The following is a 23,379-nucleotide window of genomic DNA, read 5'->3' as shown; positions in this document are numbered from 1 at the left end:
GATCACCACGAGTCACGCGACCGGTCTACCGCAGCCAGCACCTTCCTGAAGCGGGAATGACCGATCCTGTGATCTCAACTCAGAACAGGCCCTAGTAGCCGGCCCACCGGATCTCGGCCGTGACGGGACCATCCCCGCGGGCGCGGGGAGCACCGGGCCGCATCGTCGGAGGCGATCCTCCACCGGGGACCATCCCCGCGGGCGCGGGGAGCACGCTAAGCATGCCGAGGCGCGCGGAGGTTGGTGGGGACCATCCCCGCGGGCGCGGGGAGCACACGGCGTGGGCCGTCTCGGTGGCGGACCCACGGGGACCATCCCCGCGGGCGCGGGGAGCACTTCGAGTCGGACATGCCCAAGGTGAAGACCTTGGGACCATCCCCGCGGGCGCGGGGAGCACCGCTGGAAGCTGCTCGCCGGTGTCTGGGCGGGGGGACCATCCCCGCGGGCGCGGGGAGCACGGCCCGGGGCTCCGGCTCCGCTGCTTCAGTCAGGGACCATCCCCGCGGGCGCGGGGAGCACCGCTCGGCCAGAGCCTCGGCGAATTCGGCGTCGGGACCATCCCCGCGGGCGCGGGGAGCACTGGACCGGCCTCGGCACCCGCCGTGATGAGGAGGGACCATCCCCGCGGGCGCGGGGAGCACCCCTCCTCCACCGCGGCCAGGGCGTACCGCTTGGGACCATCCCCGCGGGCGCGGGGAGCACAGGCCCTTGAGGACGAAGTAGCCGAACGAGCCGGGACCATCCCCGCGGGCGCGGGGAGCACGCGACCCAGGCGGGGAGTTCCTGCCGGGCGCAGGGACCATCCCCGCGGGCGCGGGGAGCACAGGTCATGCTCGAGGACGGCGATCGTCGTGGGGGGACCATCCCCGCGGGCGCGGGGAGCACTGTGCATCACACTCCGTACATGTCACATGCACGGGACCATCCCCGCGGGCGCGGGGAGCACCTCCTTCCAGACATGCAAAAGGACCCCGAGGTGGGACCATCCCCGCGGGCGCGGGGAGCACGACTCAATGAAGGATCTAGACATGCGAAATCGGGGACCATCCCCGCGGGCGCGGGGAGCACTCGGGGTGAATGAGCAGCTCGCGGTCGCCCAGGGGACCATCCCCGCGGGCGCGGGGAGCACCTGAACACCGACCCGTCGATCATCGAGGGCACGGGACCATCCCCGCGGGCGCGGGGAGCACATGACGCCGGGGCGGGGCATGTCGGAGCCGGTGGGACCATCCCCGCGGGCGCGGGGAGCACCGGGTCGCCATGGCCCAGTTGGTCAGCACCTGGGGACCATCCCCGCGGGCGCGGGGAGCACACCGTCACCAGCGGCGTGGCGGCATCCTTCTCGGGACCATCCCCGCGGGCGCGGGGAGCACCCCTTCACGTACCGCAACTTTCGGGAGCAGCCGGGACCATCCCCGCGGGCGCGGGGAGCACGCGAGGTACCCGTTCGGGACAAGCTTGTTGTAGGGACCATCCCCGCGGGCGCGGGGAGCACCTGAGCTCCCGCACCCGCGCCTTCAGCGCCTTGGGACCATCCCCGCGGGCGCGGGGAGCACACTTCGTGACCTGTGGCTTTGTCACGGAGGCAGCGCGTTCTGAAGCAGTTTCACTGATTCCGACAAAGCAGCGATAAGGGGCATGAGTGCGCTCATCGGCTCCTGCCGTACCGCCGTCGTTTGGACGCGTTGCTCCAGCCTTTCCGTGGGGTGGTCGCGGCATTCGGGGAGCTCTGGGCGTTCGGGCGGCGGATCAGGGTCAGGCCTTCGTGGTCGACCGGGTGCCAGGCATGGTCATGGGTGCGGAAGGTGAAGCCCTGTTCGTTGTTCGTCGTGTGGGCAAGGAGGGCACGGCCCTGGTCGGCGTACTGCTGGACCTCGTCCCAGAGCAGGTCTCGGATCCGTGCGGACGGGTTGCCGATGAAGACGCCGGCGGAGATCTCGAGGAGCCAGCGGGTGAGGTAGCCCCTCAGGCCGGGTGGGCAGTTGGTGAGGACGATGACGGTCACCAGGAGAGCTCCACGTCGTCGTAGGCGTCGTGATCACCGCCGCCGTAGTTGCGGCCCGCGGCGACGGTGTGGCCGCCGTCGCTCTGGAGGGTGACGACATCGCGGTCCTCGTTCGTCGCCCCGACCGACGCAGCCTCCGGCAGCAGGAGGCGTTTGATGTCGTTGACACAGCGGTCGAGCAGGGACGTCTCGTTGATGCGGTCCCGCAGGGCACGGCGGGTGCGCGAACCGACGTCCTCCTCGTCCTCGGCGGCGACGTCGAAGGCGAGCGGAATGCCGATCTCCGTCTTGTACAGGTCTGCGATGTCGAGGACGAAGGACAGTTCGTGGCCGGAGTGGACGAAGCCGAGTGCGGGGCTGCAGCCGAGGGAGGCGACGACTGCGTGGGCGATGCCGTACATGCACTGGGCGGCGGCGGTGACGGCCTGGTTGACCGGGTCGCCGCTGGTGAAGTCGCCGGGGGTGTAGCGGCGGCCGCGCCAGGGGACGCCGGTGCGGGCGGACTGGGCGCGGTAGCAGTCCTTGACGCGGCTGCCTTCGTGGCCGAGGAGTTCCTGGCGGGTGAGCCCGGCCGGGTCTTCGTCGGGGAACCGCAGTCGGTACATGGCGCGGGCGACGGCGAGCCGGCTGCGGATGTTGGCCCACTGCATGGCTTGTGCTTCGGCGAGTGCGGAGGAGCGGGTCAGGGCGCGGCCGCCGGCGTAGTAGCGCACTCCCTGCTCCCCTACCCAGCAGACGGCGGCGCCGGTTTCGCCGAGGACGCTCATCGCTTGGTGGGTGATGCGGGTGCCGGGTCCGAGGAGGAGGGTGCCGATGGTCGCCGACGGGATGTGGGTGGTGCCGTCGGCGTCCTCGGCGGTGATGGCGTTGGCGTCCCGGTGCACGGTGCAGCGTTCGAGGTAGACGAAGGAGAGCCGTTCGCCGGTGCGGGTGAGTTGGCGCGGGGTGAGCGCGGTGCGCCGGGAGACTGTTGTCACCGTCTCACCCTGTCTTGCCCAGTGGTGCCAGGGTGAGCAGGCCGCAGCCGTATGCCTTGGCCTTGCCGATCCCTTGGGTCAGGGCGCGGCGCAGCAGTTGCGGGTCGGTGACTTCGAGGCGGCCGTCGAAGGTGACGGTGACCAGGCTGACGGGTGCCGGGCGGCCGCCCTGGGCGGTGGTGCTGCGGGACTTGTCGAAGGCGAGGTCGCGTTTGTCGCGGACGGTCAGTTCGTAGCGGTCGCCGTGGTGGGGCTGCTTGGTGTGGGTGGTGCCGCTGGGAAGGAGCCGCTTGTCGTCTGCTTTTTCCAGTACGCGGAAGCCGCATTTTTCCTGGCGTTTGAGGAGCCAGCCCATCTGGTGCACCGGGGTGAGGTGCGCGGTGCGCTTGGTGGGTTCGTCGTCCTTGCGGCGGGCGTGGTGGACGGGGTTGGCGGTGAGGCGGAACGCCCACCGGTCGCCGGTGGTGATCCGGTCGAGGAGCGGGCCGTAGGGGCGGCTTTGCCAGCCCGGTTCGGCCGGGTCGGCGGCGGCTGCGGCGGGCCAGCCGGCTTGTTCGACGAGATGGGTGAGGTCGGGCCGGTCGGGGCTGACGACGTACAGCATGACCTCGGCGCGAGTGGTGTGGTCCAGCCGCCACAACACCCGCGGGCCGTCCGAGGGGGGTGTGTCGGTGGGCAGCAGTGTCGGAAAGGACGACATGACGGCCGCGTGCATGGCCTGCGGTGAGGACAGCAGGCGGCGGGCACCGGGCCGCGCGGTGTTCACGCGGAAGCGGGTGAGGAACATCAGGCGCTCTCTTCGTCCAAGGCGTCGAACGGGTCGTGCCGGGGCAGGTGCCGGGCGGACGGGTTGGGGATGCGCACGCTGCACGTGACCTGGGTGCGCAGAGTGTGGCGCCGGTGTTCGGCGGCGAAGCTGAGCGGCTGGTCGCGCAGGGTGTCCGCGGCGTTCTGCTCATGCTCGTCCGCCTCACGCAGCACGGTCAGTTCGACCTCGTCCTGGCCGCGGTACTGCTTGCGATACCAGGGCGAGGCCTGCCACGGTTCCTCGCGCAGCACATCCTGCAGGTCACCGTGGTCGTGGAGGTGGAGCTCGACCGGGAGGGAGGGCGGGCAGGAGCGGCGGCCGAGGAACGGCGCGTACACGGGGGCGCGCAGCGCTGCGTGCAGCTCGGTGAGCAGCGGGTGGTCGCCTTCGAGGGCGGCGACGAATACGGCATCGGCGAGGTAGAAGCGTTCGGACAGCGGCATGGATTTGCCGGTGACGCCGTGGTGGGCGGTCTGGAAGTCCCGTACGCGGGTTCCGGGCTGGTCGATGCGGACGCCGAACCGCAGGGCGGCCAGCGGTTCCAGCCGGTCGTCGTCGCCGCGTTCGATGCCGGCCGCGGCAGCGAGCATGCCGATGACGCCACTCTTGGTGGGGGCGGACTCGGTGGTGCGGCGGGTGAAGCGGGCCGAGGCCCCCCAGGACTGCAGGGGGCCCCCGAGGCGGAGGGTCAGCACGCTCATGCGGGCTTGTCCAGGCGCTCGGCGACTGCCTGGCCGACGGCGGCGACGAGTTCGACGAGATTCCTCGACTCGGTGCCGATCCCGGCGAGCTTCTGCGTGTTCGGACCGACGCGCAGCACCCAGGTAAGGGTGGAGTCTTCGTCGCCGTATGCCCGCTCGATGTCGGGGATGTACTCGGCCAGGCACTCGGAGGCCTCGTGAACGTAGCCGCCCGTCTCGCCGCGCACCGGGTCCTCGAAGGCGGCGACGAAGCTGACGGGCCGGGTGGTGCGCAGCTTGACGATCACGGCGTCGGGCAGCGTGTGGTGCCCGAAGGTGTTGATCTTTCCTGTGGGGAGGGAGGCGACGAAGCCGTGGACGAAGGCCTCCACAGCCCGGCGGACCGGGTCGGTGCGCGGCTCGTCATCGCGCAGGCCCTGTCCGAGGTTGGCGGCGAGCTGATGGACACCGAGCGCGGCGTAGCGGTAAAGGGTGGCGGAGTTGAAGTCGACGGTGCCGATCATGCCGGCGCCGGTCTCCGCGTCGGTGTTCTCGTCGTCCACGGCCGTGTAGTAGTCCGACTCGTTCTCCACACGGTGGACGCTGATGGCGTGGGCGACTTGGACGGCGGCGTCGACGTTGATGTCGGCGTCGTCCGCCACCATGCGGCCGAACAGGGCGATGTCGACGGAGTGGTGGGTGTCCGCGATCTGCTTCGCCCGGCCTTTGTTCTCTTTGTCCTTCAGGTACGCCGTAATGTCGGCGGCGCCCTCGACGGCGAGGCGGGCCAGGCCGTCGAGTTGGCGGGCGCTGAGGAACACCAGGTATTTGGACTCGGGTGCCGGTTCCGGCTCGCCGTCCTTGGCCGCGGCCGCCTTGCGCTTGGGAACTTCGGTCTTCAGGCCGGCGGCCTTCACGGTCTCGTCCGCGATCCGCAGGACGGTCTCACCGGAGAGAGAGGGATCAAGGGCGGTGATCCGGCCGGCGACCGCCTCCACGATCTTCTTGGTCCGCACGCCAAGCTCGCTCGCGTCCAGCAGGTGCTCGTCCTTGAAGTACGTACGGGTGGCCCGCTTCCATGCCTGGCTGGAGACGCGGGCACGCGGCACTCCCCCGTACACCGCGGTCTTCGGCGCGCCGGTGTCGTCGCGGTTGAGGTTGCTGGGCGGGACGGTCTGCAGGGCGTGCACGTCGAGGAAGATGCGGTTCACGAGGCGTCCTTGTCGGTGTCCGTGGTGCTGGTGGTGTCAGAGCCGGCCGTCGAGTGACCGCCGTTGTTGGGCTTGTCGTGCCAGGCGTGGAAGGAGCGGCCCCACTCCCTGCGGACGGTGTCCGCGCCGCCGGGCCACTGCCAGGTGTAGAGCTGTCCGGCGAGCAGCGCGTGATCGAGCCCGATGTCCTCGCGGCGCAGCAGGACGACGATGTCGCGCAGCCGCTGGGCAAGAACGGCCAGGTCGGGGGCGGTACCGGCCCGGACCAGGCGCTTACGCACCGCTTCGTCGATCTCGCCGGGCTTCATCATGCGGCGCACCGCTGTGCCCAAGCCCCGGCGGCGGTCCGGCCGGTCGGCCTGGTACATGCCAGTGCGGCGGGACTGCTGGTGCAGCGCGTAGAGGGTGAGCGCGACGTGCAGGGCGTCCTCGGCCCGGACCAGTTCGCTCTCGCTCAGCGGCCGGGCACCGTCCGGCGTTTCGTGCAGGGGGCCGGTGTCGATCAGGGCCCACAAATCCGGCAGCTGCCCGGCCTCCCGGCCGGCGCCACGCCGGAGCCGGGCAAGGGCCGCGACGGCATGAGACTGATCATCAAGATAGCCCCGCTGCAAGGCGGCGATGTGGCCGGCGGCGAGCCGGGTGAGTCGTTCGCGCGGGGTGACAGGTGCGGTGACGGTGGTCATGCAGGTGCCTTCACGGTGGTCTCGGGCGCCGGGCTTGCGTCCGCATCCGGCGGCGTATCGGAGGGGTCGGGGCGGCCCAGGCCCTTGGATAGAGCGGCGCGGAACCACTTGCCGGCGAGCGCGGAGTTGAGCCACTCGGTGCCGTGCTTGAGCTGGATGATCCGGCCCTGCCAGGCCGCGTCCCCGGCCGCGGCCATCAGCCGGTCGCCGAGCTTGCCGACGATCCCGTACACCTGCTGCTGCCAGGCCGTGCGCTGCGCGTACGGGTCGTCGGTGTCGGCGAGGTGGGCGAGCCAGGTGCGGTACGGGGCCTCGAGGAGACCGTAGGCGAGATCGCGTGCGCTGGAGCGGGGCCCTTCGGTCTCGGTGCCGGCCGCGCGGGCCAGGTTGGTGGCGAGGTCACCGAGCGCGTTGACCGCGAGGTCGGCGTCGCCGACGGCCGCAACAGCCTGCTCGGCGTAGCGCCGGTCCTGCTGGTGGAGCAGGACGACGGCCATGGCCACGTGGTCGTCGACGATCTCGTCGATCACCGACTGCTGCGTGCCGTAGCGTGCGCCGACGATCCGGGCCCGGACTAGGAAGCCGCGCTCCAGCTCTCCCTCCGTCACCAGGCGGGCCACCCACTCCAGGATCCCCGGCCGCAGGTAGTCGGCAGGCTCGAACCCTTGGGCCTTTTCGGCCTCGGTGGCGACCAGGGCGCCGAGCCCGCGCCACGCGGAACGCTCAGGAGCGTGCTCGCGCGGCAGATAAACCGGGATCTTCCTCAGCTTCTTCTCCTGGGGCTTGCTACGCCGCCAGGCAGTCATCGGCTCCCGGTGCTGACGGTCGCGGGCGGTGAGCGGATCGCCATAGCCGAGGACGACGCCGTGCACGCCGGCCTCGTCGAAGTGGAGCCGCAGGCGCCGCGTCTGCCAGGTGTACAGGTCGCGTACGCCGGTCGGGGGGCGCTCGGCGCCGCCTGGGCCGGACGGCTTTCTGCGCCATGCCGGCGCGTCCGCTTCGTCGATCTCCAGGATGGAGGTGTCGGCTGCCACCAGGTTCAGCAGCAGTGTCTCGCGCAGGGTGCGGCCTTCGACGAAGACGCCACCGAGGTTCCCGGCCCAGCCGACGCCGAGCGGGTAGACCTTGCCGCCCTTGGCGCGCTTGTCGCCCTCCACGCCGGTCTTGATGCCGGAGGTGTCGTAGGCGTGCGCGTGGACGACCCAGCGGGCTGCCTCGGCGAATGTGAGCCGCTCGACGGTGGGCATGCGGGCTGTGAAGAACGGTTCCCCGTTGGGAACGTCGGCCACGATCCGGTTGAGGGAGAACACCTCGTCCTTCGCCGTGCGTAGGCCTGCGGTCTGGAAGAACGGGGCGTCGGTGTCCAGCAGGTCGAACCGCCCTCGGTGCGCCTTGAGATACGCCCCGATCGGTGCGAAGCAGCTCTCATCCGCCCACAGATCCGCCCACGCGTCGGTGTCCTGCGGCCCGTCGAGTGCGTCGTGCGCGACTGCGAGCACTAGACGGACCAGGGCGAACTCCTGGGTGGGCAGGTCGCCGACGATGCGCCGCAGGTCGTGTGCCTGCTCGAACACCTCGCGCAGCGACAACTCACCCTGGCTGCCATCCCGCCTGAGCACGGGGATCCACGGCCGGGCGGTGAGGTCGAACGACAACACACCGTCGCTGTTGCTGTTCTGGTCGGTTTCAGGCACGGGTCACCTCAAGACCGTCGCTCTTGCTGTACCGGAGATGGAAGCCTGCCAGGTGGGTCTGACAGTCCTCGTCGAGCTGCAGGATCAGCTGGCCGGCGAGCCAGTGACTGCCTTTCACCTGCCAGGCCGGAATGTAGAGTTCCTCGAGCTCGTCGAGTGCCCGGTCCATGACGTCGGCGTAGCTGAACTGGATCGGCAGCCGCAGTCCGCAGCTGGCCGCGGTGCGGGCCGCAAGCGCGGTCGGCACCTGGTCCGTGGGCAGTGGCAGCCCTGCGAGGGGGCGGCCACTGCGGTCCGGCTCCAACCAGGGCACCGTGGCCAGGGTGCCGTCAGCACGCCGCTGCACGACCACAACCTCCAAGCTTTCGCGACTGTCGCGTACCTGAGCCCGCCCCTCACGAGTGTCGTCCGCGTCACCGACACCCGCTGCGATCCAGCCGAACAGCGGCCGGCCGGGGCGGGCAGCGGTATCCAACCGGAACGTCGCAGCGCGTTCGGCCTGGTCCGCGCGACGCTCCTCATGGCGCGCGCGGGCGGTCTCCAGCGCCTCCGCCCAGTCGGACGGGCCGTCGGACCCGTCAGCGTAGGCGCGCTGCACCAGGGGGCTGATGTCCGCCGGCAGCCCCACGGGATGCTCCCGGTCGCCGTCGAGGTGCGGCAGCAGGGCGGCAGCGGAACGCAGCAGCGCGTACTCCCCGTACACGGCGAGCGAGCCGCGCACCGGCGCGGGCACCGGAGCGTTCCAGTTGACGCCAGTGATCAGGCAGCGCGCCTGGCGCAGCCGCTGGGGCCGGTCGGTCTGTTCCTCGCCGCCGCGCTGGTGCCGGTGCAGGCGTCCCATGCGCTGCAGCAGGAGGTCGACCGGGGCGAGGTCGGTGACCAGCAGGTCGAAGTCGACGTCCAGGGACTGCTCGGCGACCTGGCTGGCGACGACGATGTGCGCCGCCCGCGGCCGGTCGTCGGCTTTGCCCGGCGGCCCGAAGCGTTTGAGGAGGCCGGCGTCCTTGGCGGCACGGTCGACGTCGATGAAGCACGAGTGGGCGACGGTGACGTTCGCGTCCCCGAACCTCTCCCGCAGCGCAGCCGCTGCTTCAAGGACCCGGCGCACCGTGTTGCGTACGACGAGGACGGAGCCGCCTTCGGCGAGTTCCGTCTCCAGCCGGTCGGCGAGGGCGTCCATGTCGTCGTCGAGCTGCTCCAGTTCGACGTCCGTGCTGCGGGCGGAGGCCGCAGGGCGCCGCATGGTGGGCGTCCCACCGGGCGTGACCGCCGTCAGGAGCGGATAGTCACCGGCCTGGGCAACCGCGTCGAACGAGTCCGTCGCCTCGCCGGTGGCCTTCCCCGCGTACGCCTCGGCCAGTTCCCTTCGCCGGCCGGCCGGCAGGGTCGCGGACAGCACGACCACCGGCACGCGGTACGCGCCCAACCAGGACAGGACCCGGTCGAGATAGACGCTCATGTAGGTGTCGTAGGCGTGCGCCTCGTCTATGACGACGACCTTCCCAGCAATCGCGAGGTGGCGCATCGCCAGGTGCCGGCTCTTGAGCCCGGCGAACAGCAACTGGTCGACCGTGCCCGTGACGAACGACGACAGCATGGCCTTCTTCCGGCCCCGCAGCCACGCGTGGGCGACGAGTTCGGTCGCTGCGGAACGGCTACGGCTCGACGGCCGCCACTCACGCTCCTCGGGTCCGTCCACGTCGACCGCGGCGATCCGCCGGCTGTTGCGCATGAGATCGGCGAAGTCGTCGTTGAGAGCAGCCTTGGAGTGGGCGAGTAGCACCGAGTAGCGAGCCCCCTTGGGGGCAGGCAAGCGGTCGAGCCAGTCCAGCAGGCGGGGGAACATCGCGTTGCCGGTGGCCATCGTCGGCAGCGCGAAGAACACACCGCCCGCCCCGGACCGCGCGGCAAGGACCTCGACAGCGGCGAGCGCCGCCTCCGTCTTCCCCTCCCCCATCGGCGCCTCGATCACCATCAGCCCCGGCTCGTCCATCCCCCGTGCCAGTTCGACAGCCGCCTCCTGCACCGGCCGGACCTTCGCTCCCGGCGGGAGGTCGAATCGGGACGCGAACAGCTCCTGCACGTCCCCGGCCGGCTCCTTAGCGCGCCACGGACCCAGCAGGTCCAGTCCACGCCAGGCGGCCGCGATGCGCTCTGCACTGGTGCGGGGTACGTCCTCAGGAAAGTAGGGAAAGAGGTCGGGATTGCTGGCGATCCAGTCAGAGACGATGACCAGCGCGGACAGCAACACCTGCACCGGCTGCGGCAGTTTCACCGCACGCCAGGCCGCCAGGTGCTCCCGTACGCCGAACTCGTCCGCGCAGGCGTCGAGCAGTTCTTCCTGCACCTGCTTCCACAGCGTCTGGCTCGGGCCGTGGGTGCTCAGCAGATGCGGGTGGCGGTCGAGTGCCTGGATCTGACCGTGCTCGGGCGGCACCCCGTGATGCCCGCCCACCGCCACCGTGAACTGCCCGGTCTGCTTGACCGTCCAGCCGTGCTGCTCCTCCAGCCACTCCCCCAGCAGCACCTGCCCGGCCAGCCCGTGCGGCGCGAGCCGCCGGTCCGCGCCCATCGCCTGCCGCGAGCGCATCTGAAGCCCGTGGCCACGCATGACCTGCGCCAGCTGCTCCACCTGGCAGGCGAACGCCGGGGTCGCCTTCCCGATGTCGTGCACACCGGCCAGCCACACCACCAGTCGGCGCGCATCCAGCTCCCCACCAGGCAGGGCACCGGCGATCAGCCTCCGCACGGACAGCGGCAGCCACTCGTCCCATAACCGCCCGGCCACGGCGGCGCTGTCCTCCATATGCCGCCACAAGGGCAGCCATCCGTCTGAATCACGCTCATGCTTGGCCCATACGCTCAACGCCGGCCGGTCCAGCCGGGCGTGAAGCCCCATCAGGGCGCCCCCTTGCCTGTCATGCCAGATACCTACAGGACGTAAGTGAAGCGTGTAGGCAATATGAAGAAAATGGGGAGGATCTGCTGCCAGTTCAGACCAAGCCGCAGCCGCAGACACAGAGGCGAACTTAGTGTTGGATCTTCGACAGCCGCGACGACAGGAACCCGGAGGGATGATATGCACCTTTTGCCGGACTCCATGAAACTCATGAAATCCACGGCACCTCCTCCATAAACCCGCAGGCCACGCAGTCTGCTCCCCGCACCCGCGGGGATGATCCCGTAAGCCGCATCTTCACGGTGTCGCCGTCAGCCTGCTCCCCGCACCCGCGGGGATGATCCCGAAGAGATCACCAAGGCCGTTCAGGAGGGGCGCTGCTCCCCGCACCCGCGGGGATGATCCCCGAACCGTCCAAATCCTCCCGAAGATCAACGAACTGCTCCCCGCACCCGCGGGGATGATCCCCTCAACGCGGCGAACATCACGACCGGCAAGCTCTGCTCCCCGCACCCGCGGGGATGATCCCGGCCCCGCTGATTCCCCGGTGCTACCAACACCCTGCTCCCCGCACCCGCGGGGATGATCCCATGCGCTGGGCCTCGGCCATGGCGAGGATCGTCTGCTCCCCGCACCCGCGGGGATGATCCCACGATCTCGAAAACCGGCCCCATGTCGTCTTCCTGCTCCCCGCACCCGCGGGGATGATCCCTCCGGACGTGACCGGGTCAACGTAGAGCCGGTCTGCTCCCCGCACCCGCGGGGATGATCCCCGCGACATCGAGCACGCGCCCGCCGAGGACCCCTGCTCCCCGCACCCGCGGGGATGATCCCGGCAAGGCCCTTTACAGGGCCGCCGGCTGGGGCTGCTCCCCGCACCCGCGGGGATGATCCCGAGATCAATGAGGGCGACCTTGTCGTCTCGGCCTGCTCCCCGCACCCGCGGGGATGATCCCCAGGCCGTGGGCCCGCAGTCCGCGGCGCTCAACTGCTCCCCGCACCTGCGGGGATGATCCCGTCTCAGGAACAGTCGTCATCGGTGCGGTCAGCTGCTCCCCGCACCCGCGGGGATGATCCCTGGTCGACCCACTGGTCGGCGTCCTCAAGACCCTGCTCCCCGCACCCGCGGGGATGATCCCTCCTCATCCGCCTCGATGACACCGTCCACCCACTGCTCCCCGCACCCGCGGGGATGATCCCGCCACCCAGAGCGCCCAGCAGACCCAGCTCAACTGCTCCCCGCACCCGCGGGGATGATCCCGCTCTCGCTCGCGGACGGCGGTCGGAGGGATCCTGCTCCCCGCACCCGCGGGGATGATCCCCCGAACAACCCGGACCTGATCGAAGCCCTCGCCTGCTCCCCGCACCCGCGGGGATGATCCCGGTCTTCCCGACCCGGACCGTGGTGATCCTGTCTGCTCCCCGCACCCGCGGGGATGATCCCCCCGAACGTGCCACTCCTCACGGGATCAGACGCTGCTCCCCGCACCCGCGGGGATGATCCCGACCATGCCCCACTCGGATTCGGCCTCGGTGTCTGCTCCCCGCACCCGCGGGGATGATCCCACCGCCGGGGACTTCGTGAGGATGGAGACCAGCTGCTCCCCGCACCCGCGGGGATGATCCCGGCACCCCCGGGGCGGGTCGCCTGATCATGTCCTGCTCCCCGCACCCGCGGGGATGATCCCGCCAGGCCGCTACCACCGAGAGGCGCGCTGAGCTGCTCCCCGCACCCGCGGGGATGATCCCTCGTGGTCGGCCAGGTTCAGCGCGTTCCCCTTCTGCTCCCCGCACCCGCGGGGATGATCCCGGCACGGTCACCAAGAACACCGAGGTCACCACCTGCTCCCCGCACCCGCGGGGATGATCCCAGGCCGTCGTCCTTTTGGGCGACGTCGCCGACCTGCTCCCCGCACCCGCGGGGATGATCCCTCGTCTGGTGCACGGGTGCGGTGATGGCGATGCTGCTCCCCGCACCCGCGGGGATGATCCCGCCAAGGCCGGCGACCCGTCCCGCGGGCTGATCTGCTCCCCGCACCCGCGGGGATGATCCCCGTGCCGCAGCCTCCAGCTCTGTGGCTGAGCCCTGCTCCCTGCACCCGCGGGGATGATCCCCCCCCGGGTGAACAAGTTTCCGCGACAGGGTTCTGCTCCCCGCACCCGCGGGGATGATCCCGTCGTCTATGCGGTCATGTGCGAGCGGCTGGACTGCTCCCCGCACCCGCGGGGATGATCCCGGGGCCCGCGGCGTCGTCAGCCTGCCGTCGTCCTGCTCCCCGCACCCGCGGGGATGATCCCGAGGCATGGGTCAGTCCTCCTTCGACGCGGCACTGCTCCCCGCACCCGCGGGGATGATCCCTCGAGGACCTCACCGGGGATGAGCGCGACGACCTGCTCCCCGCACCCGCGGAGATGGTCCCGTGGCCAGCTCGCGCTGGTCCATCAGCCGCTCCTGCTCCCCGCACCCGCGGGGATGGTCCCGCGACGAAGGCCAAGCCCGAACCGCACGTGTCCTGCTCCCCGCACCCGCGGGGATGGTCCCGTGTTCGTGCCGCTGCCGTTCGGTCCTCTCCTCTGCTCCCCGCACCCGCGGGGATGGTCCCCAGATCCGCCCGCAGCGGACCAGGCCGATCGTCTGCTCCCCGCACCCGCGGGGATGGTCCCGTGCCGTCCCAAAATGCGGTGACACCGCCGATCTGCTCCCCGCACCCGCGGGGATGGTCCCGGCCCGGGCACCACCAGGACCACGCCGCCAATCTGCTCCCCGCACCCGCGGGGATGGTCCCTCCCCGGCCACCGGCTCGCGGCAGGCCCGCTCCTGCTCCCCGCACCCGCGGGGATGGTCCCGCGTGATCAGTCTTGCCGAACCGGATCCGTCGCACAGAGGGCCCCTCGCACGTACTCTGACCTGCAGTTTCCCTCCGACCTGCGGAAACTTCCACGCTTCAACCCGCGTCAGCCCGTTCCGGCCCGCCTCAGGCCGCCTCGGGACGGCGTCCGTGTTCCCGTGGGAACACCACCGGGAACACGGCACCGCGCAGTGCCCTGACCAGCCCGTACCTCCACCCAGCCTCCATGAGTCCGCGTCGGCCGCCAGCTTGACCGAAAGGTGCCGCGCCTCAAGCAGCGAAGGCCACATACGTGCCGGCCGTGAGGCCGGAAAACGTGATGAGCTGGCGCGGCTTCAAACAGGTGAACGCGACGTGCATCCCGATACCGGCGGCGACGGCGTACGGCATCGTCTGCTCGACGAGCAGGGCCGGGGGCAGTGCGATCTCCAGAACGATGACGACGGCCGCGACGAGCCGCCACAGGCGGACGTCGCGGTCGGTGAGGTTGCCCATGTAGCTGCAGACGACGCCGGGGACCGCGTACTGGCGGCGGTAGGGAAGCCACTCGCGCACCTGGCCGTAGACGTGCACCCACTGAGCCAGGTACAGCCCGCTGCGGAACTGCTCGGAGCGGAGTTTCTGCCAGGCCGAGTTCCAATAGATGTCCGTGGTGACCAGGACCATGAGGACCTGCGCCCACGTGTTCGCCGTGCTGGAGCCGTGAGCGATGTGCAGGCCGGTGCCGAGGTCCCCGGCGAGCAGCAGGCACGCCCCGGTGAGCAGGGTGTAGCGGACGGCGTTCGGGCTCTTGAGGTAGAGCAGTTCCATCCCGGCCCCGGCCAGGACCAGCAGCAGCGCCAGGCGGGGAGCGACGCCGACGGCCAGGGCGACAGCCGCGGCCGTGCGGACGACCAGCGCGGGCCGGTAGACCGAGACCAGCAGCCGGGCGCGCGCCGGGCCGAAGCGCTGTTCGACCACGTGCGCGTTGAGCGAGCCAGGGGTGAGGCGGTCCCATCCGCCCTGGCCGAAGGAGAGCGCGAACCGTGCGGTGAGCACGGTCCCGAACACGACCCGGAACCACTGAAGGCGCGCGGGGTCGGTGGGGTGCTGGAACCCGGAGGCGAGGGCGTCAAAGAACCACACGGCTGCTCCTCACCTCCACGGGTTGCTCGCCACGCGCGGACAGCACGCGGCCGTGACCGTCGACCCTGGCGTAACGGCCGGACGCCACGAGGTGGTTGACGATCGTCTGGAGCTGCGGCGGGCCCAGGATGAACGAGCCCGGCGAAAGCGAGTCGTAGACGTTCACTGGCTCGGTACGGCCGTCTTTGGTGGTGCCGGTGAGCGTGATGATCGTGAACGTGGCCCGGCAGAACATCTTCCACCGCATCCAGCGGCCGGTCAGGGGCGTGAAGCCGGTGACCATCCACACGACCAGGGCGACCGTGACGGCGGCCTGGACAGCGGGCAGCACGGAACCGTGCATGAGGAGCCTCCGAGAACAGGGAGGGTAAAGGAAAACGGGGCGGGCGGCCCGCGGACGGGGCCCAGGGGGTCAGCGCTCAGGCTTGGCGGGCCGCTGCATCAGCGCGGCCGCAGCCTCGTCGAGCGTGACGTCGCCGTGGAGCAGTGCGGAGATCACTTCCGTGATCGGCATCTCGACGTGATGGAAGCGGGCGAGGGCGAGGATTGCCTCCGCCGACTTGACGCCCTCCGTGGTCTGCCGCGTGGCGGCGGCGGCCTCGTCAAGGGTCATGCCCTGGCCGAGGTGGGCGCCGAAGGTGCGGTTACGGGAGAGCGGGGAGGTGCAGGTGGCCACCATGTCCCCTATGCCGGACAGCCCGGCGAGGGTAGCCGGGTCGGCACCCAGGGCCGTGCCCAGTCGGGTGGTCTCCGCCAGGCCTCGGGTGATCAGCAGGGCCGTGGCGTTGTCGCCCAGACCCATGCCGCACGCGATGCCGGTTGCGAGCGCGATCACGTTCTTCACCGCGCCGCCCAGCTCGCAGCCGATCACGTCGGTGCTGGTGTACGGCCGGAAGTACCGGGTGTGACACGCCGCCTGGAAGCGGCGCGCGGCGTCCTCGTCCGGGCACGCGACGGTCGCGGCGGCCGGCTGGTCGGCCATGATCTCTCGGGCCAGGTTCGGCCCCGACAGGACCGCTACCCGGTTCGTGCTCACACCGGCCACCTCGGCGATGACCTGACTCGCCCGTAGCCCGGTGTCCCGCTCAATGCCTTTCATCAGCGACACGACCACGGTGTCCGGCCCGATGTGCGGCGCCCAGGCGGCGAGGTTGGCCCGGAGGGTCTGCGCGGGGATGGACAAGACGAGGTAGTCCGCGCCGTCCAGCGCGGCGGCCGGGTCGGTCGTGGCCGTCAGGGAGGCGGGCAGGTCCACGTCTGGGAAGTAGCTCGGATTGCGGCGCCGGGTGTTGATCCCGTCAGCGACTTCGCTACGGCGGGCGTGGACGATCACGTCGCTACCGGCGTCGGCAAGGATCTTGGCCGCTGCGGTGCCCCAGGAGCCGGCCGAGAACACCGCCGCACGGGCGCGGGGCTGGCTCACTGGGTGGTCCTCTCGCTGGGGGCGGGGCCGTCGTCGGGGCGTCGGCCGGGCCGGGTCATCGTATCGACTGCGCCGGGCGCGGCCGGTGAGGTTGCGGGCCGGTGGAGGGTCAGGAGGACCGCTCGGCGGCCGGGGAGCGCGGGCAGTACCCGGCGGGCCTCCGTGAGCATGCTCTCCGCCTGGACGTCGCCGAGGTCGCGCCGTAGCTCGTCGGCGTGGCTGATCCACTGCCGGTAGAGCCGTTCCCACATCTCGGGCTCGTCTGGCCGCTCGTCGACGTGCTCCACGATCAGGCCGGCCGCGCGGGCCTGCTCCTCCCAGACGGGTTCGGCGCCGCGCCGCAGGGCCCGGGTGAGGACCAGCCGGCCGCCGGGAGCCAGGACCCGGCCGAGTTCACGCACCGCCAGGTCCCGGTCCGCGGCGCGGCTGAGGGCGTCCACGCAGACCACGCCGTGAGCGCAGCCGTCCGGTAGCCCGGTGGCCTCCAGCCCGGCGACGCGGAAGGCCGCCCGCCCGGTGGGGAGGAACTGCCCGCTACGGCCGATGGCCTGGGCCACGGCGACGCGCGAGACGTCGAAACCGACCAGACGGACGGAGAGAGCCCGGGCCAGCCATAGCCCGATGCCTCCGGCGCCGCACCCCGCGTCCACGAGGAGCTGACCGGGCCGCATCCGCAGCCGCGCCGTCATCAGCCCGAGGAGGGGCCAGTCACAGGAGCTGGAGGCGGCGACCTCCGCCGGGTAGTCCTCCCCCATCGCCGCGGCGTAGAGGCTGGAGACCAGGGTGGTGCGCGCCCGGGCGGCGTGGAACGCGTCGAACGCCGCGGCCGACGGTGAGGGCGGCGCGGTGCCGGGGGTGGTGGTGGGTGGTGTCATCGGGGCATCGCCCTCCTGATCCGCGAGCGGGTACCGGGACAGATCACCTGGACGGCGTGGATCAGCTCGTCCTCGCCGGAGAGGTCCAGGGCCACCGGCTCATGACGGGTGACGTCCTTGACCAGCCGCGCCACCTGCCCGGCCTGGTCGGTGAATCCGCCCCGGATCGGCTGGAAGCGGGCCGTCGCCTCCGGCCACGGGGCAAGCCCCTCGGTCCGTGCCGGGCGGAAGGACGGGGCGTCGAGCGGGGCGGGATCGCTGGCGAGGTCGTCCCGGGTCCCGGCGATGGCCGTCAGCCGGGATTGGGCGGCCTCGGTCACCGCCCGGGTCATCGCAATGGCCGGGCTGGTGTGGCAGCCTCCCCCAGCGAAGATGACCGGGACGTCCTCTGACCACAGGTAGGCCAGGCATACCGGCAGCCCGTACGGGCCGTCAACGAGCGCCAGCTCCAGCGCCATCCCCGCGGCCGTCAGCCGGTCCACGACCTCCCGGCCGTAGGGGTCCTCGACCGTGGCGGGGTCGATCAGCGTCCGCCGCCGCCCGCCCGCCTGCCCGTCCCGGTAGAGGACGTCCCGCTCCACGACCTCGAACAGGGCGTGCAGCAGCGCCTCGCTGCGGGTGTTCCCGCACGCCAGGCCGGTACTGGTCGCGCGCAGGAGATCCGGGCACCACTCGGGGCGCTGCGCCCGGCGGCGGACCAAGTCCACCGGCAGGAGCGATTTCTCCCCGCTCACCAGGCCAGTGCCGGGTGTCCACTCCCACACCACCCGGGCCAGGGCGCGCGCCTCGTACGGGACGGTCAGCGGCAGCGCGGAGACCGGGCAGCCGGGGGCGACCTCCTCCGCCGGGCCGTACACCACGATGGGAAGGGGTTGCTCCACGTGCCATAGCTCGATCGCCTCCAGCACGGCCGACAGCCGCGCGAGCTGATCCGTGGCGCCCTTGCCCTGGGACGTGCTCAGGGTCCGGGAGGCGGGCCGGACCGCTGTCCACACCGGTAGCCCGATGCAGTCCAGGCCGGTCAGCCGGGCGACCCGGGTGATACCGAACGCCGGCAGCCGCCCGGCCACCAGTTGCCACGTCTCCTCAGGGGTCCGGGCGCGTACCGTGCCCGGCAGCTCCACCAGGCCGTCACCGCACACTGAGGGCCGCCTCCTTCTGCTCAGCCAGCCATCCGGGCACCATCCGTTTCGCTGCCTGTACGGCGCGCGCCGCGCAGACCAGTCCACGGGCGGACGCCTCCGCGTCGAGGTGGTCCTCAGGACACCGCCACGCTTCCAGGAGCATCCGGCGCGTGAGGTCGTCACGTACCGCCGCGGTGGTGAACCCGGGCCGGGTGCGGCGGGCGGTGGTGAGGGCGTCGGCGTACCGGGCGACCGCTTGCCGGTCCTCGGCGGTTTCGTCGGCCAGGAGCAGGCTCACGGCCGTCTCATCCCGCAAATCCGGCGTCGGGTGGAACACCTGATGTGCGGCCAGGTCGCCGGTGACCTCGGCCAGCCGCTCCTCCAGCGGCCGGCCGCGGCCTCCGCCGGGCGGGAGCAGGGAGCGGTGCGTCAGGTAGGCCAGCCACGTCTCCGGGAACGCCGGGCCGCACACCTGCTGATAGAGGAGGCGGTCCCGGGTGAACAGGTGCACCCCGTCGACACGGCTGCGGGCAAAGCGGTTTGACCACTGCCAGTAGTACGGCGACTCCCACGTGCCGGGCGCGGGCCGAGCCTCCGCTCGAGGCGTCCAGCCGTCCAGGGCAGTGCGCACGGCGGCGAGGGCATCGGCGCGCTTGACGTCGCCGAAATACGGATCGCGCTCTCGCTGTTCAGCCAGCCACACGGCGAACTCGTGCTCTCCACGGCGGCGGCAGACGGCGTGCACCGCGCCGGTGGTGCGCTGCGGGTAGTAGACGGCGCGGAGGTCGGCCAGTAGGGCGGAGGCCCGCTCGCCGTCGAGGAGCCCGGCCAACTGGGCAAGTTCCACGATGTGCCGGAGGTTGACCAGCGGCCAGGAGAGCGCGGCCCGGTCACCGTCGGGTGCCTGCCCCACGGCCACCTCGTCGTCGCCGTCGAGCTCTCCACGGACGTAGGCCGTGAAGATGCGGCCGACGCCGAGCATCCCGAGCGGCGCGAGCTCGGCCGCCCTCAGTGCGCCGATGCTCGCCGACCCGATCACCCGGACGCCCCGGCCCATCGCGGCCAGGATCTCCTTATGTCGCAGCGCAGGCGCCTGGTGATACACCCCGTCGATGATCACCGCCGTGTCGCCCTTGCGGATGGACGCCTGGAAAAGATCGCCATGCGTCACCGGCGGCCACACCCGGACACCCGGCGCGGTAAGCACCGGTTCGGACCGCGGCAGCGTCGGCCCGACGAACGCGTGAATCATGAAGCCCCTTAGAGGTCGCTGGAGCGAGGGCGGGCGCCCCTCCTTTCGGACCCTTCAAGGCCCGAGGGGAGGGGCGCCCGGTCACACGTGAGGAGCGGGTTACTCCTCGTCCTCGACGTCCACGGCGACCACGACGGGCCCGGTGAGCTCGTCGCCGTCCTGCGGCGCCGCCGAGGTGTTCTGAGTCTTGGACTGCATGGATTCCTCCTGATATGAGGGATTCGATAGGACACGGAGGACGGTCACGTACAGGGCTCGGCCTGCCGCTCTCCGGCCTCCAAAGGCCCGCCCCAGGGACCGGCATGGACGCCCCGCTAGGCAAGGACGTCCGGCCGCCTCGGGTCTCCGCTCTCGGCGTGATGCCGACCCCGGGGGCGGGGGTCTATAGGGTTAGGCGGCCAGCTCCACGACCCGCGCGAATTCCGCCTCCAGCCGCTCCCGGCCGAGACGCGCGAACTCGGCCTCCAGGTCGACCGGCGTGACGCCGTACAGCTGGGACACCAGCCGGGCCGCGACGGCCCACCGGGCGGCCGGCGAGTCGTAGGCCACTTCCACGTCGCCGCCCATCGGCTCCAGGCTCAGCGGGTCGTGGACGATCCCGACCACGCCCCACGCGGGCACGTGCTCCACCCACGCCGCCACATGCTGGCGGCGCAGGTGCGGGCAGAGCTGGACGGAGATCCCGGCGCACGGCACGCACACCGGCGGGCTCGCCGTCCGCTCCCCCTCCTCGATCGGCCGACCCGCATCCCTCATGACGAAGAGGAGCCGCCCCTCCGGGTCCGCGGGCGGACGCGTGCACACCTGGCACAACTGATCCCGCATCACCCGGCGCTGCCGGAACGGATGGACCACCGCCTCCCGGAGCAGCGGCACCCCGCGCCGCCCTTTCGGCAGGAGCGACGGCCGCACCCACGGCACGCCAAAGCTATCTCGGTCGTGCGGCGTCTCGTCAACGAACACCAGCCCGTCCCCGCTCGGGTGCTGGGTGAGCGCCGGAGTGATGTTGCGCTCCAGGCTGTATCCAGTGATGTACGGCACGACGCCGGGCGGGGCCGGGGGCAGCACGGTCAGGGAACTCATGGCCGCCTACTCCTCCGCGCACCCAGGAGGAGCAGGCGGTGTCTTGTGTGGCGCGCGCTCACCGGCCACCCCCGCCGGCCTCGGCCGCCCGGTGGCGCATCTGGCCGAGCTGCACCATCGCCCACACCAGCCGCGGGTCACAGAGCTCACCGGGAGAGGCCATAGGCGCGCACCAGTATTCGCGGCCCTCCGGCTCCGTACGGTCCACCGCCGGTACTCCCAGGTAGCAGTCCCGGCCGAGGCATTGGAGACCGCGGAAGGTCTCGGAAGGGCTCCACGACCAGGCGGTGGACCCGGGCACGAGGGCGTAGTACGCGTCTGAGTGCCGGTCGCGGAAGGACGGGCCAGCCTCCAGCGCGCGGCGGAGGAAGGCGTCCACGCCCTCCTCGCCCTGCGCCCCGGCCGCGGCGCGCACGAGTTCACCCGGCATCCGGATCGCGGCGAAGATCCCGCCGCACGCGAGGAGCGCCACCCCCAGAGTCCGCCACTCCTCGCGGGCCACGTCGTGGTCAAGGGCGGCGGCCAGGAGCCAGTGGGAGACCGCGAGCTCCCGCTCCCGCCGCGTCACCAGGACGACGCCCTCTAACTCCTCGACGTCGTGCCGTTCGTCGGTGCTGGTCATCCTGCGGCCCCCCGTGTCGCCGCGCGCAACGGCCGCCGGGGCGGGCGCGGGTCGGTGCGCAGCGGCAGGGCGGGGGAGATCGGGTAGGGCAGGACAGGTCCGGGCTCCGTCACGGGCGTATTCGCGGTCACGGAGAGGTCCGCCAACTCACGGCGCCGTCGCCGGTCGTCTGGTGTTCTACGCATGGCTCGTGTCCCTGGCGTAGGTCTCTAGTGGATGACCAGGAACGTACGGCCGCGGTGTGGCGTGCACCACACACGGAACGTGGTAGTTCGCTGCGCAACGTCAGCAAACCACCACGCTACGTGGCATTTCACCTTGCCGCCTGAGTGAACTACCATGCTACGTGGTAGTTCTGGCGACTCGTCAGGCCGTCAGGCGTGGACGTTGAGGTGAGCGGCCATCTCCCGCATCTCACGCGTCAGGCTCCGCTTACGCGTGGACAGGATGTCCTGCATCAGGTACCGGGCCATGGGCTGGTGCTGCAACCATGTGCCGGTCGTCCGCTGGATGCGGGCCAGCTCGTCCATGGCGTCCTGCGTGGACCCCAGGATGACGTGAGCTTTGGCCACGTCCAGGCGGTGGCGGTTCCAGTTGATGTTGGACGGGCGGCCGACCGTGCGCAGGGTGCTGCGCCCGAGAAGACCCGTGTCCGCGCGGCGGAGGACACCGTGGGCGTCCCCGGCCAACGCCAGGTCCTCCACTGCTTTCAGCTCCGCCGTCACCGGCCCGAACTTGGCCCAGTGCGTCCGGTAGTCGACGTGCTCCTGGCCGATCGCGGAGGCGGCCGTGGCCGCCATCCGCCGCGCCTCCGCAGCCTCGTCCGGCCGGTTGTTCCGCACGGCGGCGGACGCGATGCGGAGGCACAGCTCCCCCCACGCCGCCAGCTGCCCAACAGAGGCAGAGGACAACCTGGGTTCGATCTGCTCCGCCGTGATGGCCGCCAGGTTCTCAGCCTCATCGAAACGGTCCTGCCTGAGGAGGAGCCAGCACAAGCCGGTCACGCCCGTGACGGCGGTCAGCGTCTCGCCCAGCTCCCGCGCCAGGCGGATACCGTCCACGAGGGCCTGATACGCCATGTCGTACTGGCGGACCTGCGTCAAATACTTCCCGGCCAGGAGGAGGGCGTGAGCCCGGACAAGGACGGCCTCCCGCCGCTGGCCCTCCTCCTCGCCTGCGGCCACCGTGGCGGCCTCCGCCGTGTGCAGCAGCGCGGGGAGGAGTTTGGCGACGGAGTTGTACCTGTCCGCGTTGTAGAGCTCCAACGCATCCTCGATCCGTCGGCGGATCTCCGGCAGCGACTCCGCCTCTCCGGGGTCGGCCAGCGTTTCCGAGGAGATCCCTACCGGCGGCATGAGCGTCCGCCTCAGCTGTGCGAGGAGCTGACGGTTCGTGCTGTCCTCTTCTACCGGGAGCGGCGACCCCGGCGCGAAGAGCGCACTGGTGGGTACGCCGAGAGTTTGAGCGATTTGATGCAACGTCTCCACCCGGGCGTGGCCGGCATCCTGCTCAAGTTTCCTGATCGTGCTGACCGACAGGCCGGACTCTTCCGCGAGTTGCTCTTGACTCAGACCAGCCGTACGCCGGTGGGCGCGGATGGTCTCTCCCAACGGGCTGGAATTGTGGGCCATACTGGAGCCTCCGTTACGACCTAGACACTCGAAACGGTACTCCGCGCAGCGCCCCGTGACTCCTTGAAGTTCACGGGGCGTTGACGTGTGGCGTGTCGGCGTACAGCGTCTGCCCTGCTGAGTCCACTCGTTCGGGGAGCTGCGCCCGGGTCAGCTCGCCGGACCCCGCGTGATCGTCACCCCCCGCGCCGCAGCGCACCAGGAGCACAGCGGGCAGCCCCCGCTGCCGTACCGGTGCGTCTTGCGGTGGCACGTCGTGCACGGGCCGACCTGGTCGCCCCGGCACAGCGCCGTCGACGGGTCCGGCTCACTGATCGGGGGGACGGGAGTGGTCATGATCGCTGTCCTATCTATTGATGTGGGTCTGAACTGGTCACTCGTAAGATCGGCGAGGCCCAGGGGCCCTGGGTATGGCTGTCATGGTCGAGCCGCTGGATG

General features: G+C 71.1%; 17 protein-coding genes, 1 pseudogene and 2 CRISPR repeat arrays. Of the genes and pseudogenes, 1 reads left to right on the top strand and 17 read right to left on the bottom strand.

Annotation, left to right across the window (positions count from 1 at the left end):
* Nucleotides 1–124: 124 nt before the first annotated feature.
* Nucleotides 125–1,556: direct repeats of the CRISPR family, unit length 29 nt; unit sequence GGGACCATCCCCGCGGGCGCGGGGAGCAC.
* Nucleotides 1,557–1,648: 92 nt separating this feature from the next.
* The 13 genes from cas2e to ACIQMV_RS38520 form a co-directional block, all read right to left on the bottom strand.
* The gene (gene cas2e / locus ACIQMV_RS38580) at nucleotides 1,649–2,005 is read right to left on the bottom strand and encodes a type I-E CRISPR-associated endoribonuclease Cas2e (protein ID WP_402597772.1); all 357 of its coding nucleotides are present in this window, start codon (nucleotides 2,003–2,005) and stop codon (nucleotides 1,649–1,651) included.
* Nucleotides 2,002–2,982, bottom strand: coding sequence for a type I-E CRISPR-associated endonuclease Cas1e (cas1e, locus tag ACIQMV_RS38575; RefSeq protein ID WP_402597771.1), 981 nt, complete (start codon nucleotides 2,980–2,982; stop codon nucleotides 2,002–2,004). The genes cas2e and cas1e overlap by 4 nt, the downstream gene beginning before the upstream one ends.
* A 4-nt stretch (nucleotides 2,983–2,986) precedes the next feature.
* Complete coding sequence (cas6e, locus tag ACIQMV_RS38570; protein WP_402597770.1) at nucleotides 2,987–3,769, bottom strand: type I-E CRISPR-associated protein Cas6/Cse3/CasE; 783 nt, start codon at nucleotides 3,767–3,769, stop codon at nucleotides 2,987–2,989.
* On the bottom strand, nucleotides 3,769–4,491 hold the full coding sequence (gene cas5e, locus ACIQMV_RS38565) for a type I-E CRISPR-associated protein Cas5/CasD (protein WP_402597769.1): 723 nt from the start codon (nucleotides 4,489–4,491) through the stop codon (nucleotides 3,769–3,771). The genes cas6e and cas5e overlap by 1 nt, the downstream gene beginning before the upstream one ends.
* Complete coding sequence (gene cas7e, locus ACIQMV_RS38560) at nucleotides 4,488–5,681, bottom strand: type I-E CRISPR-associated protein Cas7/Cse4/CasC (RefSeq protein ID WP_402597768.1); 1,194 nt, start codon at nucleotides 5,679–5,681, stop codon at nucleotides 4,488–4,490. Before cas7e ends, cas5e begins: the two co-directional genes overlap by 4 nt.
* Entirely contained in the window at nucleotides 5,678–6,364 is a 687-nt protein-coding gene (casB, locus tag ACIQMV_RS38555; protein WP_402597766.1) for a type I-E CRISPR-associated protein Cse2/CasB, read from the bottom strand. Before casB ends, cas7e begins: the two co-directional genes overlap by 4 nt.
* Nucleotides 6,361–8,058, bottom strand: coding sequence for a type I-E CRISPR-associated protein Cse1/CasA (gene casA, locus ACIQMV_RS38550; protein ID WP_402597764.1), 1,698 nt, complete (start codon nucleotides 8,056–8,058; stop codon nucleotides 6,361–6,363). The genes casB and casA overlap by 4 nt, the downstream gene beginning before the upstream one ends.
* Nucleotides 8,051–10,864, bottom strand: coding sequence for a CRISPR-associated helicase Cas3' (gene cas3 / locus ACIQMV_RS38545; protein ID WP_402597774.1), 2,814 nt, complete (start codon nucleotides 10,862–10,864; stop codon nucleotides 8,051–8,053). The genes casA and cas3 overlap by 8 nt, the downstream gene beginning before the upstream one ends.
* A gap of 348 nt (nucleotides 10,865–11,212) precedes the next feature.
* A CRISPR array of direct repeats spans nucleotides 11,213–13,804; the repeat unit is 29 nt; unit sequence CTGCTCCCCGCACCCGCGGGGATGATCCC.
* Nucleotides 13,805–14,076: 272 nt separating this feature from the next.
* Nucleotides 14,077–14,931, bottom strand: a complete 855-nt coding sequence (locus tag ACIQMV_RS38540) for a hypothetical protein (protein ID WP_402597762.1) — start codon at nucleotides 14,929–14,931, stop codon at nucleotides 14,077–14,079.
* Entirely contained in the window at nucleotides 14,918–15,274 is a 357-nt protein-coding gene (locus ACIQMV_RS38535; RefSeq protein ID WP_402597761.1) for a hypothetical protein, read from the bottom strand. The genes ACIQMV_RS38540 and ACIQMV_RS38535 overlap by 14 nt, the downstream gene beginning before the upstream one ends.
* Before the next feature lie 69 nt (nucleotides 15,275–15,343).
* Nucleotides 15,344–16,354 (bottom strand): NAD(P)H-dependent glycerol-3-phosphate dehydrogenase, encoded by a 1,011-nt coding sequence (locus ACIQMV_RS38530; RefSeq protein WP_402597759.1) that lies wholly within the window; start codon nucleotides 16,352–16,354, stop codon nucleotides 15,344–15,346.
* Nucleotides 16,351–17,229, bottom strand: coding sequence for a class I SAM-dependent methyltransferase (locus ACIQMV_RS38525; RefSeq protein WP_402597757.1), 879 nt, complete (start codon nucleotides 17,227–17,229; stop codon nucleotides 16,351–16,353). The genes ACIQMV_RS38530 and ACIQMV_RS38525 overlap by 4 nt, the downstream gene beginning before the upstream one ends.
* The gene (locus ACIQMV_RS38520) at nucleotides 17,226–18,371 is read right to left on the bottom strand and encodes a YcaO-like family protein (RefSeq protein ID WP_402597755.1); all 1,146 of its coding nucleotides are present in this window, start codon (nucleotides 18,369–18,371) and stop codon (nucleotides 17,226–17,228) included. The genes ACIQMV_RS38525 and ACIQMV_RS38520 overlap by 4 nt, the downstream gene beginning before the upstream one ends.
* A 554-nt stretch (nucleotides 18,372–18,925) precedes the next feature.
* Here ACIQMV_RS38520 and ACIQMV_RS38515 point away from each other — a divergent pair.
* Complete coding sequence (locus ACIQMV_RS38515) at nucleotides 18,926–19,123, top strand: DUF1190 domain-containing protein (protein WP_402597773.1); 198 nt, start codon at nucleotides 18,926–18,928, stop codon at nucleotides 19,121–19,123.
* On the opposite strand, the pseudogene ACIQMV_RS38510 reads toward ACIQMV_RS38515, so the two are convergent.
* The 4 genes and pseudogenes from ACIQMV_RS38510 to ACIQMV_RS38495 all read right to left on the bottom strand — a co-directional run.
* Nucleotides 19,120–19,605: pseudogene (locus ACIQMV_RS38510) on the bottom strand (TfuA-like protein); the annotation flags it as partial. The gene ACIQMV_RS38515 and the pseudogene ACIQMV_RS38510 sit on opposite strands and share 4 nt — an antisense overlap.
* A gap of 390 nt (nucleotides 19,606–19,995) precedes the next feature.
* Entirely contained in the window at nucleotides 19,996–20,688 is a 693-nt protein-coding gene (locus ACIQMV_RS38505; protein WP_402597754.1) for a hypothetical protein, read from the bottom strand.
* A gap of 58 nt (nucleotides 20,689–20,746) precedes the next feature.
* Nucleotides 20,747–21,310: a hypothetical protein gene (locus ACIQMV_RS38500; RefSeq protein WP_402597752.1), complete on the bottom strand. Its 564-nt coding sequence runs from the start codon at nucleotides 21,308–21,310 to the stop codon at nucleotides 20,747–20,749.
* A 374-nt stretch (nucleotides 21,311–21,684) separates the two neighbouring features.
* Nucleotides 21,685–22,941: a helix-turn-helix domain-containing protein gene (locus tag ACIQMV_RS38495; protein ID WP_402597751.1), complete on the bottom strand. Its 1,257-nt coding sequence runs from the start codon at nucleotides 22,939–22,941 to the stop codon at nucleotides 21,685–21,687.
* Nucleotides 22,942–23,379: the final 438 nt, after the last annotated feature.

The sequence above is a fragment of the Streptomyces sp. NPDC091412 genome, assembly GCF_044756885.1.
In the GTDB taxonomy this organism is placed as follows: Bacteria; Actinomycetota; Actinomycetes; order Streptomycetales; family Streptomycetaceae; genus Streptomyces.
The sequence above is the reverse complement of the archived record's forward strand: the minus strand, read 5'-3'. Positions and strand labels throughout refer to the sequence as shown.